Origin of the sequence: Lacticaseibacillus thailandensis DSM 22698 = JCM 13996 (assembly GCF_001312865.1) — a bacterium.
In the GTDB taxonomy this organism is placed as follows: Bacteria; Bacillota; Bacilli; order Lactobacillales; family Lactobacillaceae; genus Lacticaseibacillus; species Lacticaseibacillus thailandensis.
In genome coordinates this window covers 289,953-316,928 of sequence record NZ_BBER01000002.1, presented here as the reverse complement: position 1 = coordinate 316,928, position 26,976 = coordinate 289,953, and the positions used below count along the sequence as shown (strand labels likewise).

Annotated in this window: 19 protein-coding genes and 8 pseudogenes; 5 read left to right on the top strand and 22 right to left on the bottom strand. The window is 54.5% G+C overall.

What is annotated here, in order from left to right; translation table 11 throughout:
• Positions 1-123: 123 nt before the first annotated feature.
• From JCM13996_RS05100 to JCM13996_RS12890, 9 genes and pseudogenes are all read right to left on the bottom strand, one after another.
• Entirely contained in the window at positions 124-510 is a 387-nt protein-coding gene (locus JCM13996_RS05100) for a GNAT family N-acetyltransferase (protein ID WP_225353477.1), read from the bottom strand.
• Positions 511-637: 127 nt separating this feature from the next.
• A pseudogene (gene cshA / locus JCM13996_RS05095) lies at positions 638-2,196 on the bottom strand (degradosome RNA helicase CshA).
• A gap of 321 nt (positions 2,197-2,517) precedes the next feature.
• Positions 2,518-3,916, bottom strand: a pseudogene (locus tag JCM13996_RS05090) (UDP-N-acetylmuramoyl-tripeptide--D-alanyl-D-alanine ligase).
• A 155-nt stretch (positions 3,917-4,071) separates the two neighbouring features.
• Positions 4,072-4,731 (bottom strand): DUF2238 domain-containing protein, encoded by a 660-nt coding sequence (locus JCM13996_RS05085; protein ID WP_054750161.1) that lies wholly within the window; start codon positions 4,729-4,731, stop codon positions 4,072-4,074.
• Between the two features lie 1,647 nt (positions 4,732-6,378).
• Entirely contained in the window at positions 6,379-6,630 is a 252-nt protein-coding gene (locus JCM13996_RS05080; protein WP_054750159.1) for a type B 50S ribosomal protein L31, read from the bottom strand.
• 96 nt (positions 6,631-6,726) lie between these two features.
• Positions 6,727-7,986 (bottom strand): annotated as a pseudogene (murA, locus tag JCM13996_RS05075) (UDP-N-acetylglucosamine 1-carboxyvinyltransferase).
• A 265-nt stretch (positions 7,987-8,251) separates the two neighbouring features.
• A complete protein-coding gene (pyrG, locus tag JCM13996_RS05070; protein WP_054750157.1) occupies positions 8,252-9,847 on the bottom strand; it encodes a CTP synthase in 1,596 nt (531 codons plus the stop codon).
• Positions 9,848-10,175: 328 nt separating this feature from the next.
• Positions 10,176-10,757 carry a DNA-directed RNA polymerase subunit delta gene (gene rpoE, locus JCM13996_RS05065; RefSeq protein WP_054750155.1) on the bottom strand — a complete coding sequence of 194 codons (582 nt, stop codon included), beginning with the start codon at positions 10,755-10,757 and terminating at the stop codon, positions 10,176-10,178.
• 115 nt (positions 10,758-10,872) lie between these two features.
• Positions 10,873-11,321: pseudogene (locus tag JCM13996_RS12890) on the bottom strand (YwiB family protein).
• 251 nt (positions 11,322-11,572) lie between these two features.
• On the opposite strand from JCM13996_RS12890, the gene JCM13996_RS05055 reads away from it, so the two are divergent.
• Together JCM13996_RS05055 and JCM13996_RS05050 are read left to right on the top strand one after the other, a co-directional pair.
• On the top strand, positions 11,573-12,874 hold the full coding sequence (locus JCM13996_RS05055) for an HD domain-containing protein (protein WP_054750153.1): 1,302 nt from the start codon (positions 11,573-11,575) through the stop codon (positions 12,872-12,874).
• A gap of 14 nt (positions 12,875-12,888) precedes the next feature.
• Positions 12,889-13,641 (top strand): Cof-type HAD-IIB family hydrolase, encoded by a 753-nt coding sequence (locus JCM13996_RS05050; RefSeq protein ID WP_054750152.1) that lies wholly within the window; start codon positions 12,889-12,891, stop codon positions 13,639-13,641.
• Positions 13,642-13,696: 55 nt separating this feature from the next.
• Here the strand turns inward: JCM13996_RS05050 and JCM13996_RS05045 are convergent, their stop codons facing one another.
• Positions 13,697-14,158: an NUDIX hydrolase gene (locus JCM13996_RS05045; protein ID WP_054750150.1), complete on the bottom strand. Its 462-nt coding sequence runs from the start codon at positions 14,156-14,158 to the stop codon at positions 13,697-13,699.
• Between the two features lie 69 nt (positions 14,159-14,227).
• On the opposite strand from JCM13996_RS05045, the gene JCM13996_RS05040 reads away from it, so the two are divergent.
• Both JCM13996_RS05040 and mscL read left to right on the top strand, forming a co-directional pair.
• Positions 14,228-15,292: a YdcF family protein gene (locus JCM13996_RS05040; RefSeq protein WP_225353476.1), complete on the top strand. Its 1,065-nt coding sequence runs from the start codon at positions 14,228-14,230 to the stop codon at positions 15,290-15,292.
• Between the two features lie 60 nt (positions 15,293-15,352).
• Positions 15,353-15,732: pseudogene (gene mscL / locus JCM13996_RS05035) on the top strand (large conductance mechanosensitive channel protein MscL).
• A 69-nt stretch (positions 15,733-15,801) separates the two neighbouring features.
• Here the strand turns inward: mscL and JCM13996_RS05030 are convergent.
• From JCM13996_RS05030 to JCM13996_RS04980, 12 genes and pseudogenes are all read right to left on the bottom strand, one after another.
• On the bottom strand, positions 15,802-16,785 hold the full coding sequence (locus JCM13996_RS05030) for a ribose-phosphate diphosphokinase (protein WP_054750145.1): 984 nt from the start codon (positions 16,783-16,785) through the stop codon (positions 15,802-15,804).
• A gap of 424 nt (positions 16,786-17,209) precedes the next feature.
• Entirely contained in the window at positions 17,210-18,598 is a 1,389-nt protein-coding gene (glmU, locus tag JCM13996_RS05025; protein WP_054750143.1) for a bifunctional UDP-N-acetylglucosamine diphosphorylase/glucosamine-1-phosphate N-acetyltransferase GlmU, read from the bottom strand.
• A 181-nt stretch (positions 18,599-18,779) separates the two neighbouring features.
• On the bottom strand, positions 18,780-19,598 hold the full coding sequence (locus tag JCM13996_RS05020; protein ID WP_263848868.1) for a VanZ family protein: 819 nt from the start codon (positions 19,596-19,598) through the stop codon (positions 18,780-18,782).
• 26 nt (positions 19,599-19,624) lie between these two features.
• On the bottom strand, positions 19,625-19,978 hold the full coding sequence (locus JCM13996_RS10835; protein ID WP_156321870.1) for a hypothetical protein: 354 nt from the start codon (positions 19,976-19,978) through the stop codon (positions 19,625-19,627).
• Positions 19,978-20,827, bottom strand: a pseudogene (gene purR / locus JCM13996_RS05015) (pur operon repressor). Before purR ends, JCM13996_RS10835 begins: the two are co-directional and overlap by 1 nt.
• A 159-nt stretch (positions 20,828-20,986) precedes the next feature.
• A complete protein-coding gene (locus tag JCM13996_RS05010; protein ID WP_054750141.1) occupies positions 20,987-21,865 on the bottom strand; it encodes a cation diffusion facilitator family transporter in 879 nt (292 codons plus the stop codon).
• 138 nt (positions 21,866-22,003) lie between these two features.
• Positions 22,004-22,861 carry a 4-(cytidine 5'-diphospho)-2-C-methyl-D-erythritol kinase gene (ispE, locus tag JCM13996_RS05005; RefSeq protein ID WP_054750139.1) on the bottom strand — a complete coding sequence of 286 codons (858 nt, stop codon included), beginning with the start codon at positions 22,859-22,861 and terminating at the stop codon, positions 22,004-22,006.
• A gap of 165 nt (positions 22,862-23,026) precedes the next feature.
• A complete protein-coding gene (locus JCM13996_RS05000; protein WP_225353475.1) occupies positions 23,027-23,677 on the bottom strand; it encodes an SDR family oxidoreductase in 651 nt (216 codons plus the stop codon).
• A gap of 151 nt (positions 23,678-23,828) precedes the next feature.
• Positions 23,829-24,077, bottom strand: a complete 249-nt coding sequence (locus tag JCM13996_RS04995; RefSeq protein WP_054750137.1) for a Veg family protein — start codon at positions 24,075-24,077, stop codon at positions 23,829-23,831.
• Between the two features lie 129 nt (positions 24,078-24,206).
• A pseudogene (gene rsmA, locus JCM13996_RS04990) lies at positions 24,207-25,095 on the bottom strand (16S rRNA (adenine(1518)-N(6)/adenine(1519)-N(6))-dimethyltransferase RsmA).
• Positions 25,088-25,658: pseudogene (gene rnmV / locus JCM13996_RS04985) on the bottom strand (ribonuclease M5). The pseudogenes rsmA and rnmV overlap by 8 nt, the downstream one beginning before the upstream one ends.
• Before the next feature lie 8 nt (positions 25,659-25,666).
• Positions 25,667-26,440 carry a TatD family hydrolase gene (locus JCM13996_RS04980; protein ID WP_054750135.1) on the bottom strand — a complete coding sequence of 258 codons (774 nt, stop codon included), beginning with the start codon at positions 26,438-26,440 and terminating at the stop codon, positions 25,667-25,669.
• Between the two features lie 158 nt (positions 26,441-26,598).
• Between JCM13996_RS04980 and JCM13996_RS04975 the strand changes: the two genes are divergently transcribed.
• A complete protein-coding gene (locus tag JCM13996_RS04975; RefSeq protein WP_054750133.1) occupies positions 26,599-26,943 on the top strand; it encodes a hypothetical protein in 345 nt (114 codons plus the stop codon).
• Positions 26,944-26,976 lie beyond the last annotated feature (33 nt).

The window sequence follows — 26,976 nt, the reverse complement described above, 5'->3', positions numbered from 1 at the left end:
GGTAGAAAGCGTGAGCGTAAGCTACCCTAATGCTCACAATATCACAGCGCTTTGATAAAGAACCGATCCATCTCAGTATGCGGCCCCGCGGCCAGCGGCGCTGATAGCGCCTTGTACCCCAGTTTAGTACAACAGACAAGCCACAGTCAGGACGTGGTGGGTCTCCAAATAAATCCGCCGGTATCCCGCCACGCGCGCACCAGCCTCCGCGCAGGCCACCAACCGGCGACTAGCGCCCTGGCCTTGCGCGGCAGGCGCAATGTACAGCTTTTGCAGTTCGGCTGTATCGTCACAATACTCACCAAAGCCGCAGCCGCCGACGACCTCATCCGCGTCGTTCACCAAGACAAAGTACCCACGCTGGGGTTGTGCGTAAAACGTCGCCAGATCATCCAGTTGCGGATCAAAGTACGCCGTCCCGGGCACATCCAAGCCAAAATGTGCCAAACTATCGCGAATCAGGTGGGCCACCGCCGCGTTATCCCCCGCCCGTATTGGTCGAATCTGCATGTTGTCACCCCACTACACTAAATTTACTCACCATTATACTGCTACCGGACAAGTCAGGAACAACGACTTTGTTACCCCAAACAAAAAGGAGCCAACCACCAACGTGGTGAGCTCCTTGTCGTTAATTTTAGTCTTTAGTCCGAATTGTGAAGCTATTACGCTTCTTGCCGGCACCGGAACGGTTACGGTCATCGCGACGGTGATCATCCCGCCGGCCGCCGTTACGGTGGTCAGCACCATTACGGTCGCGTGAACCCCGATAACCGCCACGGCGTTCGCCACCACGGTTACCACGGTAGCCACCGCGGTTATTCCCACGGTAACCACCACGACCGCCATTACGGCTCCGGCCACCACCGTGACCGCGCCGTGGTAATGGACGTTCTGGTGTGATCTTAACCGGTACGGAGGACGCGTCATCTGGTGCAACGCTCTTCAGCAGGGCAGCCGCAATCTGTTCTGGCGTGTATTCCTTCAACAGGGCTGCAGCGTCATCCTCAAACTTGCTGAGGTCACCGTCCATGATTTCCTTAACGTTGGCCAACGCTGTATTCAACTGACCACGGAACGCCTCGTCGGCAGTTGGTGGCTTCATTGGTAGCATCCGCTTCTTCGTCAGGTCTTCAATCGTCCGCAGGTAGTCAATTTCACCCGGCGTGACGAAGGTTACGGACACCCCGGAGTGACCGGCACGGCCAGTACGGCCAATACGGTGCACGTAGCTGTCGGGGTCCTGGGGAATGTCGTAGTTGTAAACGTGGGTCACACCCGAAACGTCAAGTCCACGAGCGGCAACGTCGGTGGCAACCAGGAAGTCCAGCTCGCCACTCTTAAACTGCTTCAGCACCTGCGAGCGCTTCTGCTGGGTGAGGTCACCGTGAATTCCTTCGGCTTTGTAACCGCGGGCCTGGAGACCCTTAGTCAGTTCGTCGACACGGCGCTTCGTCCGCCCGAAGATCAGGGCCAGTTCAGGACCTGCACGTCAAAGATGCGGGTCATGATGTCAAACTTTTCAAAGTCCTTAGCGCGAACGTAGTACTGATCGATATTGTCGGCAGTCAGCTCTTTGCTCTTGATCTGCACAGTCTCAGGATTGTGCATGAACTTGTTGGCAATGTTCATGATGGGCTTAGGCATCGTCGCGGAGAACAGCAAGGTCTGACGACCCTCCGGTGCGTTCTGCACGATGCTCTCAATGTCATCAATGAACCCCATGTCCAACATCTCGTCGGCTTCGTCCAGGACCAAAGTCCGGAGGTTAGCCAGCTTCAACGTGTGACGGTTGATGTGGTCAAGTAAACGACCTGGCGTACCCACAACGATTTGTGGATGATCTGCTAAGCCACGAATCTGGCGCCGAATGTCGGAACCACCGTACACGGCTTGGACCCGTGCATGCTTGTCGCGACCCAACCGGTAAAGTTCTTCCTGGGTCTGAATCGCCAGTTCCCGGGTTGGTGAAATGACCAACGCCTGAACGGAACGGTCACTAAAATCAATGTGTTGCAGTAATGGCAGACCAAAAGCCGCGGTCTTACCAGTACCCGTTTGGGCCTGCCCAATAACGTCCTTACCCGCTAAGACCAGCGGGATGGTGGCTGCCTGGATTGGGGTTGCTTCTTCAAACCCGGCACGGTCAATCGCCTTGAGCAAATCTTGGTCCAAACCTAATTCTGTAAACTTCAAATGAGTCCTCCTAGTGTGTGCATATGCACACCACAAAACCGGAGTAAATCCACCCATGAAGGTACCGTTTTGTAACGTGCACAATGTGTTATCAAAAATGCGTTCTTACTATTATAGCGTGAATCGGGTCAAAACGCAAAGAAAGGCCCAGACGCCCTAGGGTTTCACAGCCAGTTTTCATAATTGCAACATGCTCAACGACCAGAAATTGCGTCTCCTCGGGTTCGCGGCCACGTGACCGCAATGGTTATCTTCATTAACATCTGCCCATAAAGAAAGGGAGTGTGTGCGGTAGCACCACTCCCAAAAATTGTCATAACGTTATTCTCGTGAACCGTTCAGTAACGCGCTCAACACGTTTTCTAGGTGCATCCCGTGGCTACCCTTGATCAAAACGAGATCATCCGAGTACACCCCATCCAGTAGCTGCGACTCCAGGTGACTTTGATCATCCTCGGCAAAGTAGAACAGGTGCTGGCCGTCATACTTAGCCTGCAGGGCGGTATACAGCGCATGCATTTCCGGCCCGTATAGGTAGACACAGTTAACTTGGTCAGGATCCAAGGCATCGGCCAAACCCGCGTGTAGGTCATGGCTCGCCGTGCCTAGTTCCAGCATGTCACCCAGCACGGCAATGCGGCGCCCCTTGGTGGGCACCTTCACAAAGTCGTGCAACACGGCACGCACAGCGGTCGGGTTAGAGTTATAGACGTCACTGAGGATGGACTCCCCGGCGTCACCCTTCAACCACTCCGTCCGGTTATGCGTGGCCTTGAAGTGCGCCAACGCATCACGCATGGCTTCCGGCTTCACATGGAAGCGCCGCCCAACTAAAATCGCCGCAAGGGCGTTGTTAACGTTGTACTCCCCCATCATCGGAATGGAGAAGTGCACGTCTGGCCAGCGGGAAACATCAAACTCCGTGTGGTCACGGAACGGCTGCACGTGTTCCGCCGCCAGGTCGTTATTTGGTGCTAGGCCAAAGGTGACCTGGTCCTGCGTCACTTTGGCGGCCCGCTCCCGCAATAACGGTTCATCCCCATTATAAACGAACAGGCCATCGTCTTTGAGCCCCGACACGATTTCCATCTTGGCATCCGCAATCCGGTCGCGCGTCTTAAAAAAACTCAATGTGTGCTTCGCCAATCATGGTAATAACCGCCACATCCGGTTCCGCCAGGGTGCTGAGGGCTTCAAGTTCACCAAAGTGATCCATACCCATCTCGACCACTAGCACCTCGGTATTTGGTTCCATCGACAGAATCGTGATGGGGACCCCGATAGCATTGTTAAAGTTATCCTGGGTCTTAACCACCCGGTACTGGCTGGCCAAAATTGCGGCCGTCATGTCCTTGGTGGTCGTTTTCCCGTTACTACCCGTAATGGCAACCACTTTGGGGTTCACTTTAATCAGCAGATAGTAACGTGCCCACGCGTGTAGCGCCTTGAGTGGATCATCCACCACCAGTAGCGGCGCAGTACCCACGCGGCTTTGCGTACTCTCTGCATGCGCGTGGTCACAGAAACTAGCGACCGCGCCACCGGCAAAGGCCTGCTCAATAAACTCATGACCATCACGGTGACCCTTCAATGGTACAAACAGGTCGCCCTGTTGCACCTTCCGGGCGTCAAAACACACGCCAGTCACCGTCACCTGGTCAGCGTTAGCTGGTGCTGTGGCACCCACCACGCTGGCAATTGTATCCAGAGTCATTTTCATGACAGTATCTCCCCTATATAAAAACGTAGGCACATCAACTGCACGTACCCGTTTTTGATTAGATCGTGATCCGCACCACGATCAGGTAGCAACGTGTTACTACCCACAACTGATTTGAACCCATCAATTTTACCGCGAATCGGGCCCCGATGCCACTACTTTATCCGCCGCAGCATGTAAGTGTCGAGCCAGTGCCGATTCCGCCGAATACCAAAGTACCCGACGATGCCCAGCGCCAGGCTCCCCACAAAGTCCATGCACAGGTCGCCCATGGTGTCCATGAGCGCGGCCCGACCAGCCAACAAGTGTCCACCGCTCATGTACCGCTGCATGTCGAGGCCGAACAAACCATCACCGGTAAACTCGTAAAACTCCCAGCAGACACCGACCATTGTCCCGAATGCCACCGCAAAGATGCTCAGTAATAGCGGGCTGACCTGGTCACGCTGGTCGGCGGGCGTCAGGGCCGCAAAGATCATGTACCCGAGTCCGGCTAACATGGCCGCAGAGAAGGCGTGCTCAACTTTGTCCCAGTACGGCACCGAGTACATCCCCATCCCGGTACCTAACAGGATCGACATTAGGATAAACAACTCGTACAGCGCCACCAATAACGGTGGCAACTGCACGTGCAACCACTTGGTCAGTGCAAGCGGCACGGAGGCCAACACCAGCCCAGCGGCAACCTGCCCAATCAGGCCCAGCTGGCTACTGCGCCACGGATGGCCCATAGCTAGCAACGTCCCACAGATAATGACGTACAACAGCATGCCGATAATATTCAGGTAATATAGGTACTGGCTAAATTTACGCATATTCTGCCCTCCAATCAGCAGAGCGGAGCGTTCAGAGACAGAATGGGACGGGCTGGGATGCCCAGGACCACTTTGGCCTCGACATTCCAGCTCGGTACCTGGCAGTTTCAGCCCCGCGCAAATCGACTAACATGAACAGTTTAACAGAAGCATTTCCTCACCGTGAGGATTTTGGCGCGCAAATGGCAAAATGCATTTAGTTTCGCGCCGGGAAAGGTCGCTGATTGTGTAGTTAGCTGTCCTGGCACCGAGATGTCTCCCAGTAAGGACAATGTCCCTAATGGCCATCGGTATTCCTATTCTTTTCCATCATCAGCCATCTAGTCAGCCAACGCTACAGTCTCGGCCATTGTTCCGAGTTAGCTCCCAGTAGGGACATAAAGACAATGTCCTTACCAGGCATCGCCATTCCGCTAGCTTTTCGCCATCAGCGGTCAAACCAGCCAATGCTACAGTCTCTCGCAATGGCTTAGCCATTGCTCCGAGTTAACTCTCAGTAAGGACAATGTCCTAACTGGGAGTAAAAAAAAACCTCCGCAAGCGGAGGAAAGTTTGGGGGAACTTTTTTTGGGGAGTGTAAGTTTAGGTTTGAGATAGGCTGATGCCTCTCTACAAGTTATATAGTACCAAATCTAACAAGCTGTGCTCAGCAACATCAATAAATATATTTTTTTATTTTGGCGAACTTTATAATAATTTATTTATAGTACCATTAGTTAAATAATGCTGTGGCGGACACTTCTGTCACCCTTGTCAATAAACGTTGCAAATACAACGATTATCCCTGTGTAACGTCGACAGCGCCACCAAGAAATCATATTCGTGACGGCCATCCGTCCGTAAACGATACCACAACATTGACACATCTGGCTAGTTATAATAAACGTAAATTTATGTGATTTACTTCACACATAAAAGTAGTCACACCATTAATACCCCGACAAACAGCGCACTGACTGTCTTTAACGACAACCTAACAATCCTACAATCTTGTGTCACCCACCCACAGCGGGGGGCATCATCATCAGTCCTTGGGGTGCGTGGCAGGGATTCAAACTTATCCTCACCTCACCGAGCGATCACAGATAATTTTCCTAGTAAGGACAATGTCCGTACTGGGCATCGCCATTCCGCTAGCTTTCAGCCATCAGCGGTCAAGCCAGCCAATGCTACAATCTCTCGCAATGGCTTGGCCATTACTCCGAGTTAACTCTCAGTGAGGACAAAGTCCTAACTGACCATCGACACTCCGCTAGTTCTTCGCCATCTGCGCTCAAGCCAGCCAATGCTACAGTCTCTCGCAATGGCTTGGCCATTGCTCCGAGTTAACTCTCAGTAAGGACAAAGTCCTAACTGAGAGTAAAAAAAACCTCCGCTAGCGGAGGAAAAGTTTGGGGGAACTTTTTTTTGGGGAGTGTAAGTTTAGGTTTGAGTTTGGCTTGCGCCTCTCTACGCAACTTATAATACCAAATTATTATCCGTGAACGCGCCAATTTATCACAGGATAATTTTTATTTTTTTGGCCGTTCATTAGCAAGAGCTTATTGACATATAAGTAAAGCTAAACGTGATTTAATAGCCAGACGCGCTACCTTTTTTTGCCCAAACAAAAACCCCGGCGCTAACCGGGATTTTATAAGTACATCATTACTTGCTCGTAAAACCGTACTTCTTGTTGAACCGCTCAACACGGCCATCCGCCTTAGCAAACTTCTGCTTGCCAGTGTAGAACGGGTGGGAGTCAGACGTCGTTTCAACACGAACCAATGGGTATTCCTTACCATCGTCCATGGTGACAGTCTCGCTGCTGGTCTTAGTGGAGCCAGCAATAAACTTGTAACCAGTCGTTGAGTCCATGAATACGACCTGGTGATAATCTGGGTGAATTCCTTGCTTCATGATCATTTCTCCTTCGCCCTGAGCCATTGCCTGACCCAGAGATTCTTATTATCTTAACTGTAGTATGTTAACACGAATGCGCACTTTTGGCAATTTTCAGCTGGCGCTGTCCACTAGCTGAACGTCCGCGCCCAAGCCTTGCAACTTCATTACCACACGGTCATAACCGCGGAGAATGTTATCGACTTTGGTGATGGTCGTTTCGCCCTGCGCCATCAACCCGGCCAGCATTAAGCACGCGCCGGCCCGAATCTCTTCAGCCGCAACCGTCGCGCCGGTCAGTTGGTCGCAGTGACGAATCTTGATGTGATCATCCTCCACCCTGATGTTAGCTCCCATCTTGAGGAGTTCCGGCACGTGCCGGGTCCGTTTGGGATAGATGGTGTCGATCACCATCGCCTCCCCGTCGGCTTTCATCAATAACGGAGTCAACGGTTGCTGGAGGTCAGTGGCAAAGCGGGGTATGGCGCAGTCTTAATCGTCACGCCGTGAAGCTCACCGGAAGGGTATACAAAGATGGAATCTTCCCCTACATCCATGACCACACCCATTTCCTCTAACTTGGCCAAAAAAAGAATCCAGGTGTTCCGCAATGATGTTCTTGACCAGGATACCGTCACCCTGGGCTGCCGCAATGGACAAGTACGTGCCCGCCTCAATACGGTCAGGAATGATGGTATGCGCGTTGTTCGCCGCCAACCGACTGGCACCTTCAATGCGAATCACGTCAGTACCGGCACCACGAATCGTCGCGCCCATATTGTTGAGGTACGTAGCGAGGTCAATAATTTCCGGCTCCCGTGCAACGTTCTCAATAACCGTCTGTCCGTGGGCAGTGACCGCCGCAAGAATGATATTGATGGTTGCCCCCACCGACACCATGTCGAGGAAAATATGTGCTCCATGCAGGCCGTCTTCAGGCGCATTTAAAACAATGGCCCCGTTATGGTCCGCCACTTTGGCACCCAGGGCCTCGAACCCCTTAATGTGTTGGTCAATTGGCCGCGGCCCAATGTCATCACCACCAGGCAACCCCACGACCGCATGTCCAAAGCGGCCCAACATGGCGCCCATAAAGTAATAAGACGCCCGCAGGCTCTTGATTTTCCCACTGGGGAGATCGGTCATCACGATCTGCGTCGGGTCAATGCGTAGGTCATTACCACTGAAGTCAGAGGTCACATTCATCTCAGCCAGGATACTCATCAAGTTGTAAACATCCTGGATATGTGGCACCCCAGTTAGCAGTACTGGTGTCCGGGACAGGATGGCAGCGGGAATCAGCGCAACAGTGCTGTTTTTAGCGCCACCAATTGTGACCTCGCCAGACAGTCTCTTCCCCCCATGAATCAGCATTTTTTTCCATCAAAAAAATTCCTCGTTGAAAATCATTTCGTAACGTTTAATTGTTGAATTTATCCGTGAACCCGCTGACGGGCGCGATAACCAAATGAGCAAGATGACGATTCGCCACCCTGGGCGGCCTGCAAGCGTTTACCTGTGGCCGTTCTTTAATGTCAGGTTACCAACTTCACTCATTATTCCAGTTTATAGAAGGGCGGCGCTAAAAGCAAGCGCCGCCCCTCTTAAACAAAACTACAGATTAATTATTTAACTTTCTTTAGAAGTTCCCCGCGGCCTTGATGAACGCCTTGAATAGTGGTTCTGGCTTCGTTGGCCGAGACTGGAATTCTGGGTGGTACTGACTAGCAACAAAGAACTTGTTGGTCGGCAACTCGATGACTTCCATCAGCCGGTTATCAGGACTCGTACCGGAGAACACCAACCCTTTGGCCTCAAGCTGAGCGCGGTACTTCGTGTTGAACTCGTAACGGTGACGATGACGCTTCTGTACTTCCTTAACGTTGCCGTATGCAGCGGCGGCAACTGAACCCGGCTTCAGGTCACATGGATACAGCCCCAAACGCAAGGTACCGCCCATGTTTTCCACGTTTTCCTGGTCAGGCAGAATATCAATAATTGGGGTACCGTGATCCGCAGTTTCGGTGCTGATGGCATCCTTGATTCCAACCACATCCCGGGCAAATTCGATCGACGCCATCTGCATCCCCAAGCAAATGCCCAGGAACGGGACGTCATGCTCACGTGCGTAGCGAATAGCAGCAATTTTGCCTTCCAGACCCCGGTCACCAAAGCCACCAGGAACTAGAATGCCATCCGCATCCCCCAGCAACTCGTCCGCGTTTTCATCGGTCACGTCTTCAGCCTGGAGGGAGTTGAGCTCAATCTTGGTGTTGAAGCTGTATCCGGCAGCCCGCAGCGCTTCAGCCACGGAAATGTAGGCGCCTTTGAGGGAAACATACTTACCGACGAGGGCAATCTTAACGCTCCCCTGCAAGTTCTGCACCCGGTGCTCCAACTCAACAAAGTCGCTAATGTCAGCCGGCTTCGTCTTCAAGCCCAGGTGGTCAACCACGTATTGGTCCATGCCCTGTTCGTTCAGCTTGCGCACGATTGAGTAAATGGTGGGCACATCCCGCGACTCAATAACGGCTTCCGTCGGCACGTCCGTAAACATGGCAATCTTCTGCTTCATTTCGTCGGTGACGGGCTTTTCCGTCCGCAAAACCAACATGTTCGGCTGAATCCCGATGCTACGCAGTTCCTTGACGGTGTGCTGCGTTGGCTTGGTCTTGAGTTCAGCGGCAGCCCGCAAGTATGGTACCAAGGAAGCGTGGATGTAGAAGGTGTTTTCAGCGCCCACATCCGCCTTCATCTGACGAATAGCTTCCAAGAATGGTTCACTTTCAATGTCACCCACGGTACCACCGATTTCGGTGATGATAACATCCGAATCAGTGTGCTTCGCGGCACGCATAATCTTTTCCTTAATCATGTTAGTGACGTGTGGGATTACCTGCACCGTCCCGCCCAGGTATTCACCGTGACGTTCACGCTGCAAAACTTCCGAATAAATTTTACCAGCCGTGAAGTTACTGTATTTGTTCAAGTTGATATCGATAAACCGCTCGTAGTGACCCAAATCCAGGTCCGTTTCGGCGCCATCGTCGGTCACGAACACTTCACCATGCTGGTAAGGGTTCATGGTACCGGGATCGACGTTCAAATATGGATCAAACTTCTGAATGGTAACTTTGAGACCGCGACTCTTCAACAGGCGGCCAAGTGATGCGGCAACAATCCCCTTGCCCAGGGAACTAACAACGCCACCAGTGACAAAAATATACTTGGTCATATCAACTCTCCTATCCTAGACTGCGTGTCGCCACGACAGCCAACAACGACTTTACCGCGGGGAAAAACAAAAACAAAAAAAACAAGCTCCCCATTCACAATGGAATAGGGAGCTTGTAACCGATTGACTCTACATAGGTTCTGCAGAGTGCCCAATAAGTATATTACCGGGATGACATGCCAAAGTCAAGGGATTACCGGCAGGGATATCAAGGACGGTCAACCCCATACCGGGTTGGTCGCCTGCTGCAGACTCACAGCACCAATAACGCCTAACCTGCGCATAATAATAGGGCCACGTCCATTACGCGGCCCCACAGTCATACTATCTAATCATCATAATCAGTATCATCATCGTCATCGCTAAACTCAGCTAACTGACCTTCGATACCATCTGGCAGCTTGTCTGGCGTGTCGTCCGTTTCGTCGGCATCATCATCGACAGCCGCATCGTCGTCGTCCGCATAACCAGCTTCACCGTCATCGTAGTCATCGTCAGTATCGTCAAGATCATCGTCTTCAGGATCATCGGCGTTGTAATCAATGACGTCATCGTCATCAGCAACGTCAGCCAAGAAGGCGTTGACCTTCTTACGCTTCTTGCGCTGGGGCGCCCCTTCTTCGTCTTCGGGGTGGTTAACCTCTTCGTCGACGGATTCGTATGGATACCAGGAGCGCAGCCCCCAGACGTTCTCACCCAGCGAGATAAACTCACCATCTTCGTTCACATCAGTATAAAACTGTGGCAAGCGTTCACGAATTTCTTCGTCACTCCGGCCCAAGTAGGTCTGAATTTGATTGACCAGATCAGCAAACGCAATTGGTTCGCCCTTTTCATTTAAGATTGCGCGTGCAACCTCAATTAAGGACAGCTCGCTTTTGTCGGCGTCTTGGAATACTTCCAGTTTCAAGTTAGTCGCGCCCCTTTCCCGTTTTCGCAGATAGGTTCAATGATACCAGCGAACCATCTACATATCAATAGTAGCATACCACATTTGTGACATTTAGCTGCGCGTTCACGTTAATTTAATTGGCTCCAGTAAAGTTCAGGTGCAGGCGGTAATCACCCAAGTGTTGCTTGTTCGCATCAAGCCGGTACTCGATGTACACCTCACCATTCAGTGGTGCGCTGGTATAGGCCACATCCATCCGTGGCGTAATGGTCTGCACGGGAATTATACCGTACGGGGTCGTGTACCGTGCCACCACGGCTTTTTCGGCTTCGAACTGTAGCTGCAGCCGGGTGTCGGTTTCCGCGTTACCACGGGTGAGCATCACGGAGTCAGCCCCAGCGATCTTAAAAGTAACGGGATGGTGGAATCATCGTCCGCCTGTTCACGGTAGCGTATATATAATGTGTCCCCCATTTGGACGAGTTGTCCGGGTTCATTAAATTCATGGTGTTCATTGTTTCCGTCCTGGTTGACCCACGTTTCAAGGTGAATTTGAACCGGGACGCCGCGTGTCATGTCCATACTTGTCATCCTCTCTGCCCTGTATTATATGCCAAAGCCGCCGCAACGGCTACCGGGGGATGGTGTGACCCCGACAACTGCCTCCGCCACCCATCCGCTCACCAGCTATGAGGCACAACACCCTGCATGGTGACGCAGACTGCTAGTTTGGCTATACTTAAAGTAGTAGAAACGTTTCCAGGAGGGGACTACATGGCAAATAAAAAAAATTACCGCGCGAAAAAGTCTTTCGCGACCCGGTCCACAATTATATCCACGTGCAAGACAGCGTTATTCTCGATTTGATCAACTCACCCGAAATGCAACGCTTACGCCGCATTCATCAGCTCGGTGTCAGTAGCATTGTCTTCCAGGGTGCCGAGCACACACGCTTCACCCACTCACTGGGCGTATACGAAATTGCGCGTGAGATCTGTGACAACTTTGCCGCTAATTACCCCAGCCGCACACCCGGAGATGGCCTGTGGGACAATTCCGAACGGCTGCTCACCCTGTGTGCTGCGCTACTCCACGACATCGGCCACGGCGCTTATTCGCACACCTTTGAACACATCTTCCATACCAACCACGAAGATATTACCCGGGAAATTATTACTAGTCCAGATACCCGCGTGAACGCCATCCTGCGTGGTGTGAGCCCCGAGTTCCCTGACCAAGTGGCTAGCGTGATTGACCACCAGTACCCTAATCCCCAAGTGGTCCAAATGATCAGCAGCCAAATCGATGCCGACCGAATGGACTACCTGCTGCGGGACGCGTACAACACCGGGACCAACTACGGTCTCTTTGACCTCACCCGGATCCTGCGCGTAATGCGGCCCTACGCGGGTGGCATCGCCTTTGAACCCAGCGGGATGCACGCGGTGGAGGACTACATCGTGAGTCGCTTCCAAATGTACCAGCAAGTTTATTTCCACCCCGTGTCCCGCGGGATGGAAGTAGTTCTCACTGGCGTCCTCAAGCGCGCCAAGGAACTGTACGAAGCCGGCAGCGTCAAAAAGGAATTCCGGCCGCGGCTACTGATTCCGTTCTTTGGCCAAGACTTTAATCTGGATGACTACCTCCAGCTGGACGACGGCGTGCTCACCACCTACTTTCACTACTGGCAGCGGTACCCCGATCCGATTTTGAGTGACCTAGCTGACCGGTTCCTGAACCGCCGGCCGCTGAAGTCATTACCGTTTTCGACCGGGACGGCGGACCTCCTGCCCGCAATGCGCCAGGCCGTTGCGGATGCCGGCTTTGATCCCGCGTACTACACGGCCATCAACAACAGCTTTGACTTGCCATACGACCAGTACGACCCGACCAGCGCGAGTCCCAAGACCCAAATCGAGATTATGCAACTCGACGGCTCACTAGAGGAATTATCCACATTGAGCCCGCTGGTAGCGGCCATTACCGGTAAGGTCAGCGGCGACCAGCGGTTCTTCTTCCCCAAAGTCATGCTGACGAGCAAAGACGACCCGGATTGGCAGCCCGCGTACGGCGAATTTCAGCAGTACCTTGCCCACGGACAGATCATTGATCCGCGTATCAACCGACTACTGTAACGGGAGGTAGTAACATGACGATCAAACTCATCGCAACCGATATGGATGGCACCTTGCTCAACCACGACAACGCAGTTAGCCAGCGCAACCGTGAGGCTATTCGCGCCGCCCGGGCCGCGGGAGTCCGAGTCGTGCTGTGTACCGGCCGGCCCCTACCCGGCATTGCCACCTACCTCGAGCCGCTGGGTCTGACCACCGACGATGATTACGCCATCGCCTACAACGGCGCGTTGGTACAAAGTTGCGCGAGTGGAACCGTGCTGCTACAACACGAGGTGACCCTTGCTGACTACGCCCGGTTCTACACCCTGAGCCAACGCTTCCACGTAGACATTCACGCTGAAGACAACCAGACATTGTACGCGGGACAGTCACCAACATCCGCCCTCACCCGGACGGAAGCACGCCTGACGTTTATTAACTTGGTGGTGCGTACCCCGGACGACTTTGCACCGGACACCCGCTTTGCCAAAATTATGTTCATTGACCAACCCGCACAGATTGACCGGTTACAAGCCCACCTAGCCCCCGCCACCCGCGCTGCTTACACCATCGTGCGCAGTGAACCCTACTTTCTGGAAGTGCTGAACCAAAGAGCCAGCAAGGGGCGCGCCCTCGCTGGCTTAGCGGCCAAACTGCATGTTCAACCCGACGAAGTGATGGTGCTAGGTGACCAGGCCAATGACCTGTCCATGTTCAATTATGCCGGCTGGGGCGTGGCGATGGGTAACGCCATCCCCGCGTCAAAGCCCAGGCCAATGCCGTGACCGGCACCAACGCCGAAGACGGCGTCGCTCAGGCCATCGAACGGTATGTATTGCGTTAACCCTCGTGAATATGCGCCTGCAGTTCCAACCAGCGTGCGACCGCCCACCGGTGGGTCGGCCGCTTCAACTGGCCAGCTGCCACGCTAATGGGCATCAACATCAACGTGTTGAAGTTTTCCAGTGGTGGCGCCACCTGTTCGATCCCATGACACGCGTAAAACGTTGCGGGGTGGTAATAGGCCGTTTGCCGGTGATGGGAGTAAAAGTACTCCGCCGCCGCGCCCAGTTTGTCATCAATTGTGACCCGCACGCCAAATTCTTCAAGCAGTTCCCGTTGCAAAGTCGCCTGGTCATCTTCGCCAGCCTCAACGCCGCCCCCCGGCAGGAAAATTGCCGAGTTAGGTGCGCCCAACATGAGTAGCCGCTGGCCCGACGCATCCGGAATAACGGCGTACACGCCGCGGCGCTCGACGTAGTCCAACTTGGGATCCTTAGTACCAAAAACTGGGTCGGTCATTTTTATCACCACTTTCTAATTTGCTCTCATTATAATCTATTCGGCACTCGACTGAAAGGCGGAATGCACATGAACTGGTTTCTTTTTGGCGTCTTCCTGATTGCTGCGGGTTGTTGCGGCCTGGCTACGTACAGTTACCTCAGTGAACCTCGCCGGCTCGTCAACGGGTTGCTGATCAACCTAGCTTTGTTCAGCCTGCTCACCCTCGCCGCCGTAATCGTCATGGTGGCCAATAGTACCACGCTCCTCGTCGTGGCTCTCATCGCCCTCGTAATCGTCGGTGTGCCCGTGATCATGCTGGTGGCCTTCCACCTAGTGTGGTTATTATGGAACGCTTTGCTCGTGTGGCGCCGTGAAGGCCATAGTCTGGGCAACATGCTCACTTTAATGATTGCCGCGGGTTTGGTGCTACTCAGTATTTTGGATACCGTCGGCCACCAACTGTTGCCAGCCTGGTTGGCCTACTCACTGACGGTCTTGGTAAACTGTTGCTGGTTGTACATTGCCATTACCGGCCTGAACTTTCTCACCGCCCTCATCGCTTACAATTGCTGGCGGACCCGTCAGCCGCTCCAGTACCTGATCGTCCTCGGGGCCGGACTACTGGACGGCCACCGGGTATCCCGTCTGCTGGGCGCCCGCATTGACGTAGCCATTGCCCGCTACCAGCGGCAAGTGGCGCAGGGACTGCCAGCACCGACCATCATCTTGTCTGGCGGCCAGGGCCCCGATGAACAGGTCAGCGAAGCCCAAGCCATGCAAGCGTATGCGGTGGCCCACGGCATTCCGGCTACAGCGACCCTCCTCGAGGATCAAAGCCGCACGACCCTGGAGAACATGCGCTTTTCACGCCGCATCATCGATCAACACCAACAGGGACGGCCTTATCACGCGATGTTTTGCACGAATAATTATCACTTACTGCGTGCTGGTATTTTTGCCCGCCGTGCTGGTATCGACGCGAACGGAATCGGGGCCAAGACCCGTCTGTACTTCCTGCCCAACGCCACCATCCGTGAATACGTTGCCATGATGGTCATGAACAAACGCCGCCATTTTGTCGCCGGCGGCCTCATCCTAGCCTACACCATCCTCACCATGATTTTGGGCGCTACCCACACGATAGCCTTCTAACCATGCTAAAATATTCCTTGTAATGGTTACGCTGACTGAGCATCCAGGAGGAGGAGTACTATGCTGAAAGAGTTTCGAGAATTTATTAGTCGTGGCAACATGGTCGACCTAGCTGTGGGCGTTATCATTGGCGGTGCTTTCACCAGCCTGGTGAAATCCCTCACCACTAATTTGATCAGCCATTACTGTCATTGTTTATGGGTAAAGCAAACTTAGACGGATTGTACTTCACCGTGTTCAGCGCTAAGTTCACTGTCGGGACGTTCATCAGTGATGTGATCAACTTCATCATTATGGCGTTCGTCGTGTTCCTGTTGGTCAAAATCATCAACCGACTCACCCACCGTGCTAAACCTGCGCCCGCGGCCCCGTCGGCAGAAGAAACCTACCTCAAAGAAATTCGGGATATGCTCGCCGCGCAGACCCACCAAAATGACTGACAAAAAAAACCACACAATCAAAAAGGAGCAACCACGCGATCGTGGTTGCTCCTTTGCTATCTATACGTACTACTCAGCGTCCCGACGGAACCGATTCTGGAACAATGGGGACACTGGCCGGTTTTCGTGAATGTGCTTGATGGCCCGGCCAATCAGTGGACCAACTGAAACGGTCACCAACTTGTCGAACTTCTTGTCCTCCGGCTGCTGGATCGAGTCGGTCACCACGACCTGCTCAATCGGAGAATTCTTCAACCGCTCAACGGCTGGGCCAGAGAACACGGCGTGGGTTGCGGAAACCAGCACGGACTTGGCGCCGGCTTCTTTCAACGCCGCCGAAGCCAAGGTGATAGTCCCCGCGGTGTCAATCATATCATCGATAATGATACAGTGCTTGTCCTTGACGTTACCGACAATGTTCATGACCTCAGCCACGTTTGGCCGTGGCCGCCGCTTGTCGATGATAGCAATCGGCGACTTCAGGAACTCGGCCAGCTTCCGGGCACGCGTCACCCCACCATGGTCAGGAGAAACGACCACGGTATCGTCACCAACAAAGTGGTTGCTGAGGAAGTAGTCCGCCAGCAGCGGCGCCCCCATCAAGTGGTCAACTGGGATATCAAAGAAACCCTGGATTTGTGCCGCATGGAGGTCCAGCAATAACGCCCGGTCGGCACCGGCACGTTCGAGCATGTTAGCCACCAACTTGGCGGTAATCGGTTCACGGCTCCGCGCCTTGCGGTCTTGACGGGCGTACCCGTAGTACGGCATCACCACGTTAATGGTGTGGGCGGACGCACGCCGCAGGGCATCGATCATGATGAGCAATTCCATCAGGTTGTCGTTAACCGGCGCCGAGGTGGACTGGATCAAGTAAATATCATCCCCACGGATACTTTCCTCGATGTTAATCTGAATTTCCCCATCAGAGAAACGGTTCACGGACGACTTACCCAACTCAACACCAACCTCAGCGGCAATCTTTTCCGCCAACGGCTTGTTGGAGTTCAGGGCAAAAATTTTTAATTTCGGGTCAGCGTAATGCGCAGACATGGTGGCCTCCATATGTGTATTTGTTCGGATTCTGCTTACGTATTAAGTCTAGACGATTAATCACAAAAAGCAAGTGACGTTGACTGGCTCTCATGAAATTATTTCTGAAAGTTCCTTGGTTCAACACCGCAAATGCCATAAAAAGTTGGTTAGGAACGGGCCGGCAAGACATGAAAGTACACCACCAACTGAGGTGTGACAATCAGAGTGTCAGGACGAAGACCGCCCCCACAGCAAACGCGCCCAATTAATGCGATTAGTGGCGCCAGTACGGACATTTAGTGATCAAACTATTGTTTTCTTTACCATCAACCAACTGGCGTAGATAAGAAAGGGTGGCCACAATGCTTAAGGGCCACCCTGTACTTATTTGATTTAACCGCGCTACACACTACCGTAACCACAACGGCCTGCGTTGCGCTCGCTACTGCCAGTCCTCCGAGTCGGACAATGGCAGCCGGTCCCAATAATCTGGCTTCGTCGTCTGCCGTGACCGGGCAATCGCCATGGCGTGGAACGGCACGTCGTTCGTGATTGTCGAACCCGCCGCAATGAAACTGTGATCCGCCACGTCCACCGGTGCCACGATGTTGGAGTTGCTGCCGATAAAGGCGTCATCGCCCACGTTCGTATGCCACTTCTTGACCCCATCGTAGTTGACAAAGACCACGCCACAGCCAACGTTGATGTTCTTGCCCAGGGTCGCGTCACCCACGTACGTCAAGTGCCCCACCTTGGTGCCAGCGCCAATCGTGGCCTTCTTCACTTCACAGAAATTCCCGATGTGGACGCCCTCACCAATATCACTCTGTGGACGTAGGTGGCTGTTCGGACCAATATCACTGTTCTTGTGCATAATACTGTCCTCAATCGTCGAACTCGTGACGGTCACGCCGTCTTCAATGGTACTGTTGACGATGGTCGAACCCGACCTGATGTGGCAATCATTACCAATCACGGTCTGACCCTTCAGGTAAACGCCCGGCTCAATGACCGTATCGTTGCCGATCTGCACGTCCGCATCAATGTACGTCCGCTCAGGGTCAATCAGGGTCACCCCGTCACGCATGTGCTCCTCGTTGATCCGGTCGCGCATCACACTCGCCGCGGCGGCCAAAGCCACCCGGTCGTTCACGCCCATACTTTCGTTGAAGTCTGGCATTTTGTATGCGGCCACCACATCACCGCGCCGCTTCAGGATTTCAATCACGTCCGTCAGGTAATACTCACCCTGCGCGTTATCATTCGTCACTTCGTGCAAGGCCGAGAACAAAGCCTTGTTGTCAAAGCAGAACACGCCGGTGTTAATTTCGTTGATTTTGGCTTCTTCCGGCGTGGCGTCCTTTTGTTCCACGATTTTCTGGACGGTACCCAAATCGCCACGGATGATGCGCCCATAGCCAGTCGGATCTGGCGCTGCCGCCGTCAAAATTGTGGCCTTGGCGCCCTTGTCCGCGTGGTAGGCGAACAACTTCTCAAACGTGGCGGCAGTCAACAGCGGTGTGTCACCACTGACAATCATTGTCACCCCGTCGCGACCACCCAAAATGCTTTCAGCCTGCAAAACAGCGTGCCCAGTCCCCAACTGTTCCTTCTGTTCAGCAAACTGCGTACGGTCCCCCAACTCAGCTTTGACCGCCTCAGCGTCGTGACCAACCACAGTGACCACGGCTTCGGGATGAATTTGCTCTACCTGGGTCAACACGTGGTCGACCATCGACTTGCCCGCAACACGGTGCAACACCTTGTGTAGCTTGCTCTTCATCCGCGTACCCTTACCCGCGGCTAAAATAATCGTGTATTTTGCTGTCATGTATACTCTCGCTCCTGTAAGTTTTGGTTTTGGTGTCACCTGTAATGATAGCATAGTCACCGCGCACTTGCCGTAATTGGTATAGGCCCTGCCATCTCCGTTCTAACGTCCCAACCACACAACAAAAGGGACCCCGCCCAGGTGGTCCCTCACAGTACATTTCAATTATCGTTGCTGAGTATCATTTACTACCATCACTTTGCCGCGCGTCTGGCGTTAGCGCAACTGGTGTTGGTACCGCGGTGCGTGGTTTGAGCGCCACTTGTTCGGTACCCGCCCACGCTTCGTAGAACAACCGCTCCCGACGCCGCAACAACTGCCAGCAAAGGTTCCAGACCACGAACAGCACGCCCACGCTGAGTAGGCCCAACGCTAGCAAGTTGAGCTGCGTCCGGGCACCCACATTAGCCAATACACCAGTTAGTTCGTGCGTCCAGACCCGCAACAGCGGCAGCGTAATCAGGTACAGTACACCCTGACGTAACCCCAGCCGCCACCACGACAGTGACGTCCCATTCACGCCCACGATGCGTATCCGTAACAACTTTTTGCCCAGCGTCTGGCCGTGCAACCACAGCGGAGTCAGGTACATTAAGCACAGGACTGGCACCAGGTACGTCACCAGCCAGCTTGCCGCCAGCCCGGCGTGACCCAACCACCGGAGTACGGCACTCAACAAGAACGCCACCAGACCCCGAATAATCACAAAGTCGACCAGCCACGCCGCAAAACGCCGCAGTGGCCCGACCCGGTCAGCCTGGGCAAAACTTTGAGCATCCATCCGGGCCCGGTTGGGAAAGGCCACCGCAATCAGGGGCGTCAACCCAAAACCGAGGACCCCGCCGGTGGTGTTGATCAACAAGTCGTCCACATCGAACAAGCGGTAAGGCCGGGGGTAGATCAGGTACAACCCCGACAACTGGGTCAGTTCAAAGAAGAGGCTCAGGCCAAACGTCAATAACACTGCCTGCCACCACGAGCGCCTAAAGTAGTAGCGCATGTAGAAGCCAAACGGCACGGTCAGCATTAGGTTAAACGCAGGTTGCAGGAACGACGCTGCTTAAGCGTCGCCAACCAGGTGTGCCAATTAGTGAGCTCAAACCCAGAATACTTCATGAATTCCCGCACAAACATCAACGGTACGAGGTTGTACCGCGGCGTTTGCAATGCCGCCACCACGTGGATGGGTGGCAACGGCAAAATAATCAGGAAGTATGCACACAGCATGTAAAACACGAAGAAAAACAGGACGATAGTACGGCTCCACAAAAAGCTGCCGTAGCGTCGGTACTGCAAAATGACGAACGGTAAACTCAGCAAAGCAGCCAGGAACGGAAAGACGAAGATGGCCGTCTTGATGGGTTCCAAGTAGGATGACATTAATTACCCAACTCCTTGAGCAGATCCTCGTTGCGCTGCAGGTAGTTCCCGGCCGCCGCGTGGATGCTCTTTTCCTTACCGTCGACCGTGTCAACTTTCAATAGCGAGGTGTAATCATCGACCATGTGGTCACCGTTGAACGTCCCTTCGGCAAAGACGGAAACGCCGACCGTTTCAGCATCAAATTCTTCAATCAGACTCTTCATCCCGTTAACGGTGCCGCCGCCCTTCATGAAGTCGTCCACGATCAGGACGCCTTCGCCGGCACGCAAGGAACGCTTGCTGAGTTCCATCTTCTGGACACGGTCCGACGAACCCGAGACGTAGTTGACGGATACGGTGGAGCCTTCCGTCACCTTAGAATCACGCCGCACGATCACAAACGGTACGTTCAAGTACTGACTGACACTTTGGGCAATCGGAATTCCCTTAGTGGCCACCGTCATGACGGCATCCACGCGGGAATCCAGGTACTGGGTCGCAATTAGGCGACCGATTTGGCGCAAAACTTCCGGCGTGCCGAGAAGGTCACTGAGGTACACGTACCCACCAGGTAGTAACCGGTCAGTGTCCGCCAAGCGACCAGCCATCTCGCTGATAAACTCGTTAGCTTCGTCGATGCCAATCATGGGAATGTAGCGCACGCCACCAGCGGCCCCAGGGACGGTCTCCAAAATGCCAGTTTGCCGCTGCTTAAAAGTACGGCGAATGATGGCCAGGTCTTCACTGATGGACGATTTAGCTGATTCATAGCGCTGCGAAAAAAAAGGTTAGGGGCACCAGCGTGTGGGGCCGCTCTAACAAGTAGCGGGTCATATCAATCAGTCGATCACTACGACGGGTTTTCATGTTGTTATCTCCTCTGAGTTTCAATGTTTTACGTATTTTATCAATCGATTATAACCGAATATCCGTCTTTACGCTAGCCATTTCCACCCATTATTCAACAATGTTCGCCTATCGTCGACGGTTTTTTTCCCACTGGCACCCGGTGTAGTGACTAGTAGACTAGTAGTCGTTATCACCGTCATTATTGCCGTACTCGACCTGGATGGTGATGTGGGTGATGCCGCACTGTTCCCGGATTCGTGCAGCGAGTTCGTCCAAGAACGCGTCGTTATGTTCGTGGGTGTTCCGCCGCACGTGTACCGTCAGTGCCGTGTCGGCCGTGCTAATGGCCCAGATGTGCAGGTCGTGGTAGCTCACCACGCTCGGGCAATGCGCAATGACTGCCTCCACCTGCCGGGTGTCGATACTACGGGGAACCGCCGCCAACGCCATGTTGAGGGCATCACGTAACAATCCCCACGTTAATCCGAGCACTGCGCCCGCCACTACTAACGAGGCTACCGGGTCCACCCAGCGCCACCCGGTGACGATCATGATGATACCGGCGACGACCACGGCTAGCGACACGCCGGCATCTGCAGCCATGTGCAAAAAGGCCCCCCGCACGTTGAGGTCCTTGTTGCCCCGACCAAACAGCAGCGCCGTGGCCCCGTTGACGAGGACCCCCGCGCCCGCGATCAGCACCACGGACCACCCCGCGACCGGGGCTGGATGATGCAGTTTATTGACAGCTTCCGCCACGATCAACACCATGGCAATCACCAACATGAGTGCGTTGACCAACGCCGCCAGGATGGTGGTACCCTTCAAGCCGTATGTCCGTCGTAACGTGGGGTGCCGCCGCGTCAACAGCTCCGCGCCCCACGCCAACACGAGGCCCAGCACGTCACTCAAATTGTGCAACGCGTCCGCAATCAACGCCACGGAGCCCACCATGGCTCCCAATACCAACTCCACGATGGTGTAACCCGTGTTCAAAAAGGTGCCCCAGGCAAAATGGTCAGCGGTCGCGTGCCGCCCTGAAGATTCTTTATTCATCTTCTCCTCCACTTCTTCGGCACGACCGCGCCGGTCGGGCGTTAATCTCAATGATACGTTGGTAGTCCCCCACCACCTGCATCATTCAAACGAACGCGCCGTCGTGGCCGCATTACTGGTCCATCAGCGCTGGGCGTGCTAACCCAGTCTCAATGGCCGCACTAAATACACCTCCTTGCAGAAACCACGCATACTGTTGTAGACGCGCTCCGCCCGCGAACGGGTGGGGCACAAGCCAAAGACGGTCGGCCCGGTGCCGCTCATCTGTGCCACACTGGCCCCATACTTAACCAGACGCTGTTCAAGTTCTTTGATCACCGGGAACCGGGTGGCAGTCACGTCTTCGAGTGCGTTGCCCATCCCGGACACCATCAGGTCAAAGTTGCGCTGGGTGATACCCTTAAGCACGCGGTCAGTTTGCGGCCGGTGCAGAACCTGGTCGTAGTCCACCATGCTTAAAATACGGGCCGTAGTGACCGAAATAGCCGGCTTTACCAGAACCACCCAAAAGCTGGGCAGGGTGCCTAGCGGCGTCACCTGCTCGCCACGACCCGTAACCAGTGCCGGTTGCGAATACACACAAAAGGGCACGTCCGAGTCCACTTTGAGACCGATCCGTGCAAGTTGTTCCTGGCTGTAGTGCAGCCCCCACAGTTCGTTCAGGCCGCGCAAAACCGCCGCGGCGTCCGCGGAGCCACCGCCCAGGCCCGCCGCTACGGGAATGTGTTTTTCAATGTAGATTGATGCACCGGCATTAATACCAGCCTCTTGACGCAAAATACGGGCCGCCTGGAACGCGAGGTTGCGCGCATCCTCAGGGACAAAGCCGCTGTCCGTGCTGACCCTGATTTTACGGGCACCCGGGCGTATGGACACGTAATCCGCCAGGTCGATGCTCGTCATGACCATGCGCCACTCGTGCTCACCATCGCCATGGCGGTACAGCGCGTCGAGACTAAGATTGATTTTGGCCGGAGCTTTCTGGGTAATTTCCATAACCCTCACCAGTCTTTACCTGTTCATTGTCGTGCTTGTTAGCATTAGTATACGCAATTATGCACAACTTTGCACGAACCAAGTGCTGGCCCACTGACGGGGTTTACAGTGCGGACACCCCACCATCCACAAAGATGGTCTGGCCGGTGATGAAGTGATTGTGCATCAAGATAGGTAGGCCGTTGCCACCTCGGTCGGTGTGCCCACGCGCCCCAGCGGAATTTGCTGCGCTTGGGCCTCTACCTGCGCGGCGACCTCGGCGTCGCTCAGGTTCCGCCACAAACCCGTTGGCGTCCAGTACGGCGCCACGGCGTTAACGCGTTGGTGCGGCGCAACCTCCACGGCCAGTCCTTGCACCAAAGTCATCAGCGCCTGGTTGCCCACCACGGCGCCCGAGGCATTATACGGGCGACCACCAGCGCCGGCGGTCAGCGTTAAACTGCCCTGCTCGTTCAGGTGGGGCAACACGCGCCGCGCGACCCGCATCCCCGTCGTAAACTTACCCGCCACTGCCGCAACCTCTTCGTCGTCGGTGTGATCCAAAAAGCCGCCACCCATGGCGCCACCGAGAGTCGACACCACGTGGTCAAAGTTGGCCTGATCAGCCAGCCAACTTTGTAACTGGTTCCCATCAGCTACATCCAGACAGACACCTTGCGCTCCCGTGAGTTTGCCCAGTGCGGCCGTTAGGTGTTGCTGCGTACGGCCAATGATTGTCACCTGGGCACCCTCATTGAGGGCAAGTTGGGCAACCGCCTGGCCAAAACCCGACGTGCCACCAATCACCAGCACCCGCTGTCCCGTTACCGTTACCATGTTGTATTCGCTCCTTTCGCGCCACCATGTGGGCGCACCGTTGCACACATTCGGTTAACACAAAGGGCCGACACCAACGAGAATGTTGGTGTCGGCCCTCAGCCGTAATGCATGTTGTTGCTGGCTTCACCACGCCAGGTAGTCATCCTACCTAAGCCGAAGCAGCCTCATCAAACGAAATTTCAATTGACTTAGTCAACAGATCTGCATAACTGTACGAAACCCGCTCAAAGTCGTTTTCTTCTTGATTCAGTTCCACCACGAAAATGGCTGGGAAAGTTTCGCGCAAAATACCGTTGCGCCGGGTGACTTTCTTCCGCCCTGCCTGGGCAACCACGGTGATTGGCTCACCGATTTTAGAGTCAAGTTTGTTCTTGATACTAGCAAGTGTTATTGGCATGTGCTCACCCCTTCGGTTAGTTATGATAGCACAAAAAGGCCTAATTGCAAGTGTGGCAAGGGCCCGGTGCATCCCGGTATGAGTGGGTTTCACTGAAAGATTACAAAATTGGTCTGATTTTTTTTCTGCTCACGCAACATGGTGTTTCTGTAAATTATTGAAGAGTAGCGCAAAGTCGGTGATGGTCAGCCGCTCCGCTCGCACCCCCGGTTCAATACCACTATCCGCCAGGGCCGCGGTCATGGCTGCCTTTACGTCTGGCGCCTTGCCGTACAGCTGCTGGAGGTTGTTCCACAGCGTCTTGCGCCGTGAAGCAAAGCTGCCCCGGACCAGCCGGTCAAAACCGGCCGGATCATTAACCATCGCGAGGGGTTGCGGCCGCCGTTGGAGCACAATGATGGCCGAATCCACGTTGGGCGCCGGCACAAAGGAATGTCGATTGACCGTCATGGCCACACGCACCGTCATCTGATTCTGAATCGCGATGGACAGGCTACTATAATCCTTACTTCCGGGTTGGGCGGTCAAGCGGTCGGCAACCTCCCCCTGCATCATCACGGTAATCGAACTAAAGTCCACCGTCGTGCGCATCAGGTGCATCAAAATGGGTGTAGTGATGTAGTACGGCAGGTTAGCCACCACTTTGACGTCGTGCTGACCATCAAAGTGGGTGTTGATCAACTCCTGCAGGTTCGCCGCCAACACGTCCTGATTCACCACCGTCACGTTGGGGTACGGTGCCATTGTGTCAGCCAGTACCGGCAACAACGCTGCGTCAATCTCCAACGCTAACACTTGGTGAGCCGCTTCGGCCAAGTACTGAGTGAGCGAGCCGATGCCGGGGCCAATTTCAATCACGTCGCTATGGTCATCGATGGCCGCCGCGCGCACGATGCCACTCAACACGTCCAGGTTCGTTAAAAAGTTTTGCCCCAGGTGTTTTTTTAGTGTGGAAGCCGAAACGCTCCATGATGGCATGGGTGCGTGCCGGAGTAGCAATACGGGGAATATCAGTCATGCTTGATCCTTTCATTAACGCGACGGAGGGCCGCCGCAAACTCGTTGGTGGTAATGCCAAAGGCCCGCAGTCGCCGCAACAGCTGTTTACCGTTGGCATAACCAATGTTGAGTTCGTCACCCAACAGCTCACGCCGCCGCTGCGCATCCCGGCCGCCCAACAATCCGGCCGTCCATAGATCCTCACGCGTAATGACCTCGGGGGCCGCGGTGCTCAGGGTAAATAGGTGCCCCAACACCGCCTGCAGGTCAGCTACCCGCGCGTGTTCCACGCCTAGTGACCCACCGCTGCGTGCCGGTACGGCCTGCTCACGCGGTAAAAAAAGCGTGCTGGGCATCCGGCACGGCGGCCATGATCTTCTTGCGGATCCGCTGCCCCTGAAAGTCGGGGTCCGTCAGCACGATCACGCCACGGGTAGCCTGGGCGTGCTGAATCCGCCGCAACGTAGCGTCGTCAATGGCACTACCGTGCGTTTCAATCGTATCAACGTCGCCGAATGCCTCGCGCAACCGCTTGGTGTCGTCCCGACCCTCAACGACGATGATTTGTTGTATACGTTTCATTCAATCTCCTAATTACCTAAACCAAACAACCGGTGGGCGTTGGCCTGCGTGACCGCGGCAATGTGTTCTGGTGTCGTGCCCCGCAACCGGGCCACCGCCTCCACGACGTAACGGGTAAACCCGGGCTGGTTGGTCTGGCCGCGGTATGGCTCCGGTGTCAGGTACGGCGCGTCGGTTTCGACCAGCAGCCGGTCATCGGGCACTACCCGTACCGCGTCATGCTCTGGCGCCGCATTTTTGAAGCTGACAATGCCGGAAAACGAGACGTACATCCCCAGCGCCAAAAACCGCCGGGCCCACACCGCGTCACCGGTAAAACTATGCATCACCCCGCCAAAGCGGCGAATCTGGCTGTTATTCAGTAGCGTGTACGTATCCATAAAGGCGTCACGACTATGAATTGATACTGGCATGTCGAGTTCGTCCGCCAGCGCCAACTGCTGGACAAAGACGCGGCGTTGCACCGCCCGGGGCGATGTATCCCAGTGGTAGTCGAGGCCAATTTCGCCAATCGCTACCGTTTGGGGTAGCGCCAGCTGGGTTCGCAACTCCGCTGCAGCAGCCGGCGTATAGTCCTTCGCCGATTCAGGGTGCCAGCCCACGATGGCGACTAACCCCGGGTAACGGGCCGCTAACTGCACTGCCCCAGCGTTAAGCGTCGTGTCCGACCCCACAATGGCCATTTCGTCGACCCCCAGTGCGTGGGCTGCCGCTACGCAGGCGTCCTCCTTCCTGGCGTAAGCCGGATCATTTAAATGTGTATGGGAATCAAAAATTTGCATAGTTACTCCGCTTCTTTGTACCCCGCTCCGTTCATCTTGACCCATTGTACAGCATTCCCCGAAACCTACCAACTACGGTGACAGCAACTTGGTGAAAAACTCGTCGTTCTGCGTGGTAAACTAAGCGTGTTAAACGTTGGGTTCGAACGAGTGAAAGGATGATCACTGTGAATAATATTCCGACAGATATGGATCAAGTCGCCAGCATGGTGCAGGCCGCAGCTGCAGCGGGCCACCCGACTACGGCAACCGACGTCATCAACAAGGGTTTACAGCAATCCGCCCAGGACTACATGGACGAAGCCACTGAAGGCAGCTACTTTAGCGCACACCTCAGCGGTAACCAGATTACCATTGACGACATGAACGGTAAGCAGGTGGCCACTATCAGGACGCCAGCCGCCTCGTACGCAGAGGCCTTCAAGGCCAACCCACGGCAAACACTGACCAATATTGATAACGACTTGCGCCACTTGATCGACACCCGCCAGATTGCTTTGTAAACCGGATGCGGATAAATAGTCAATCGGCCACGA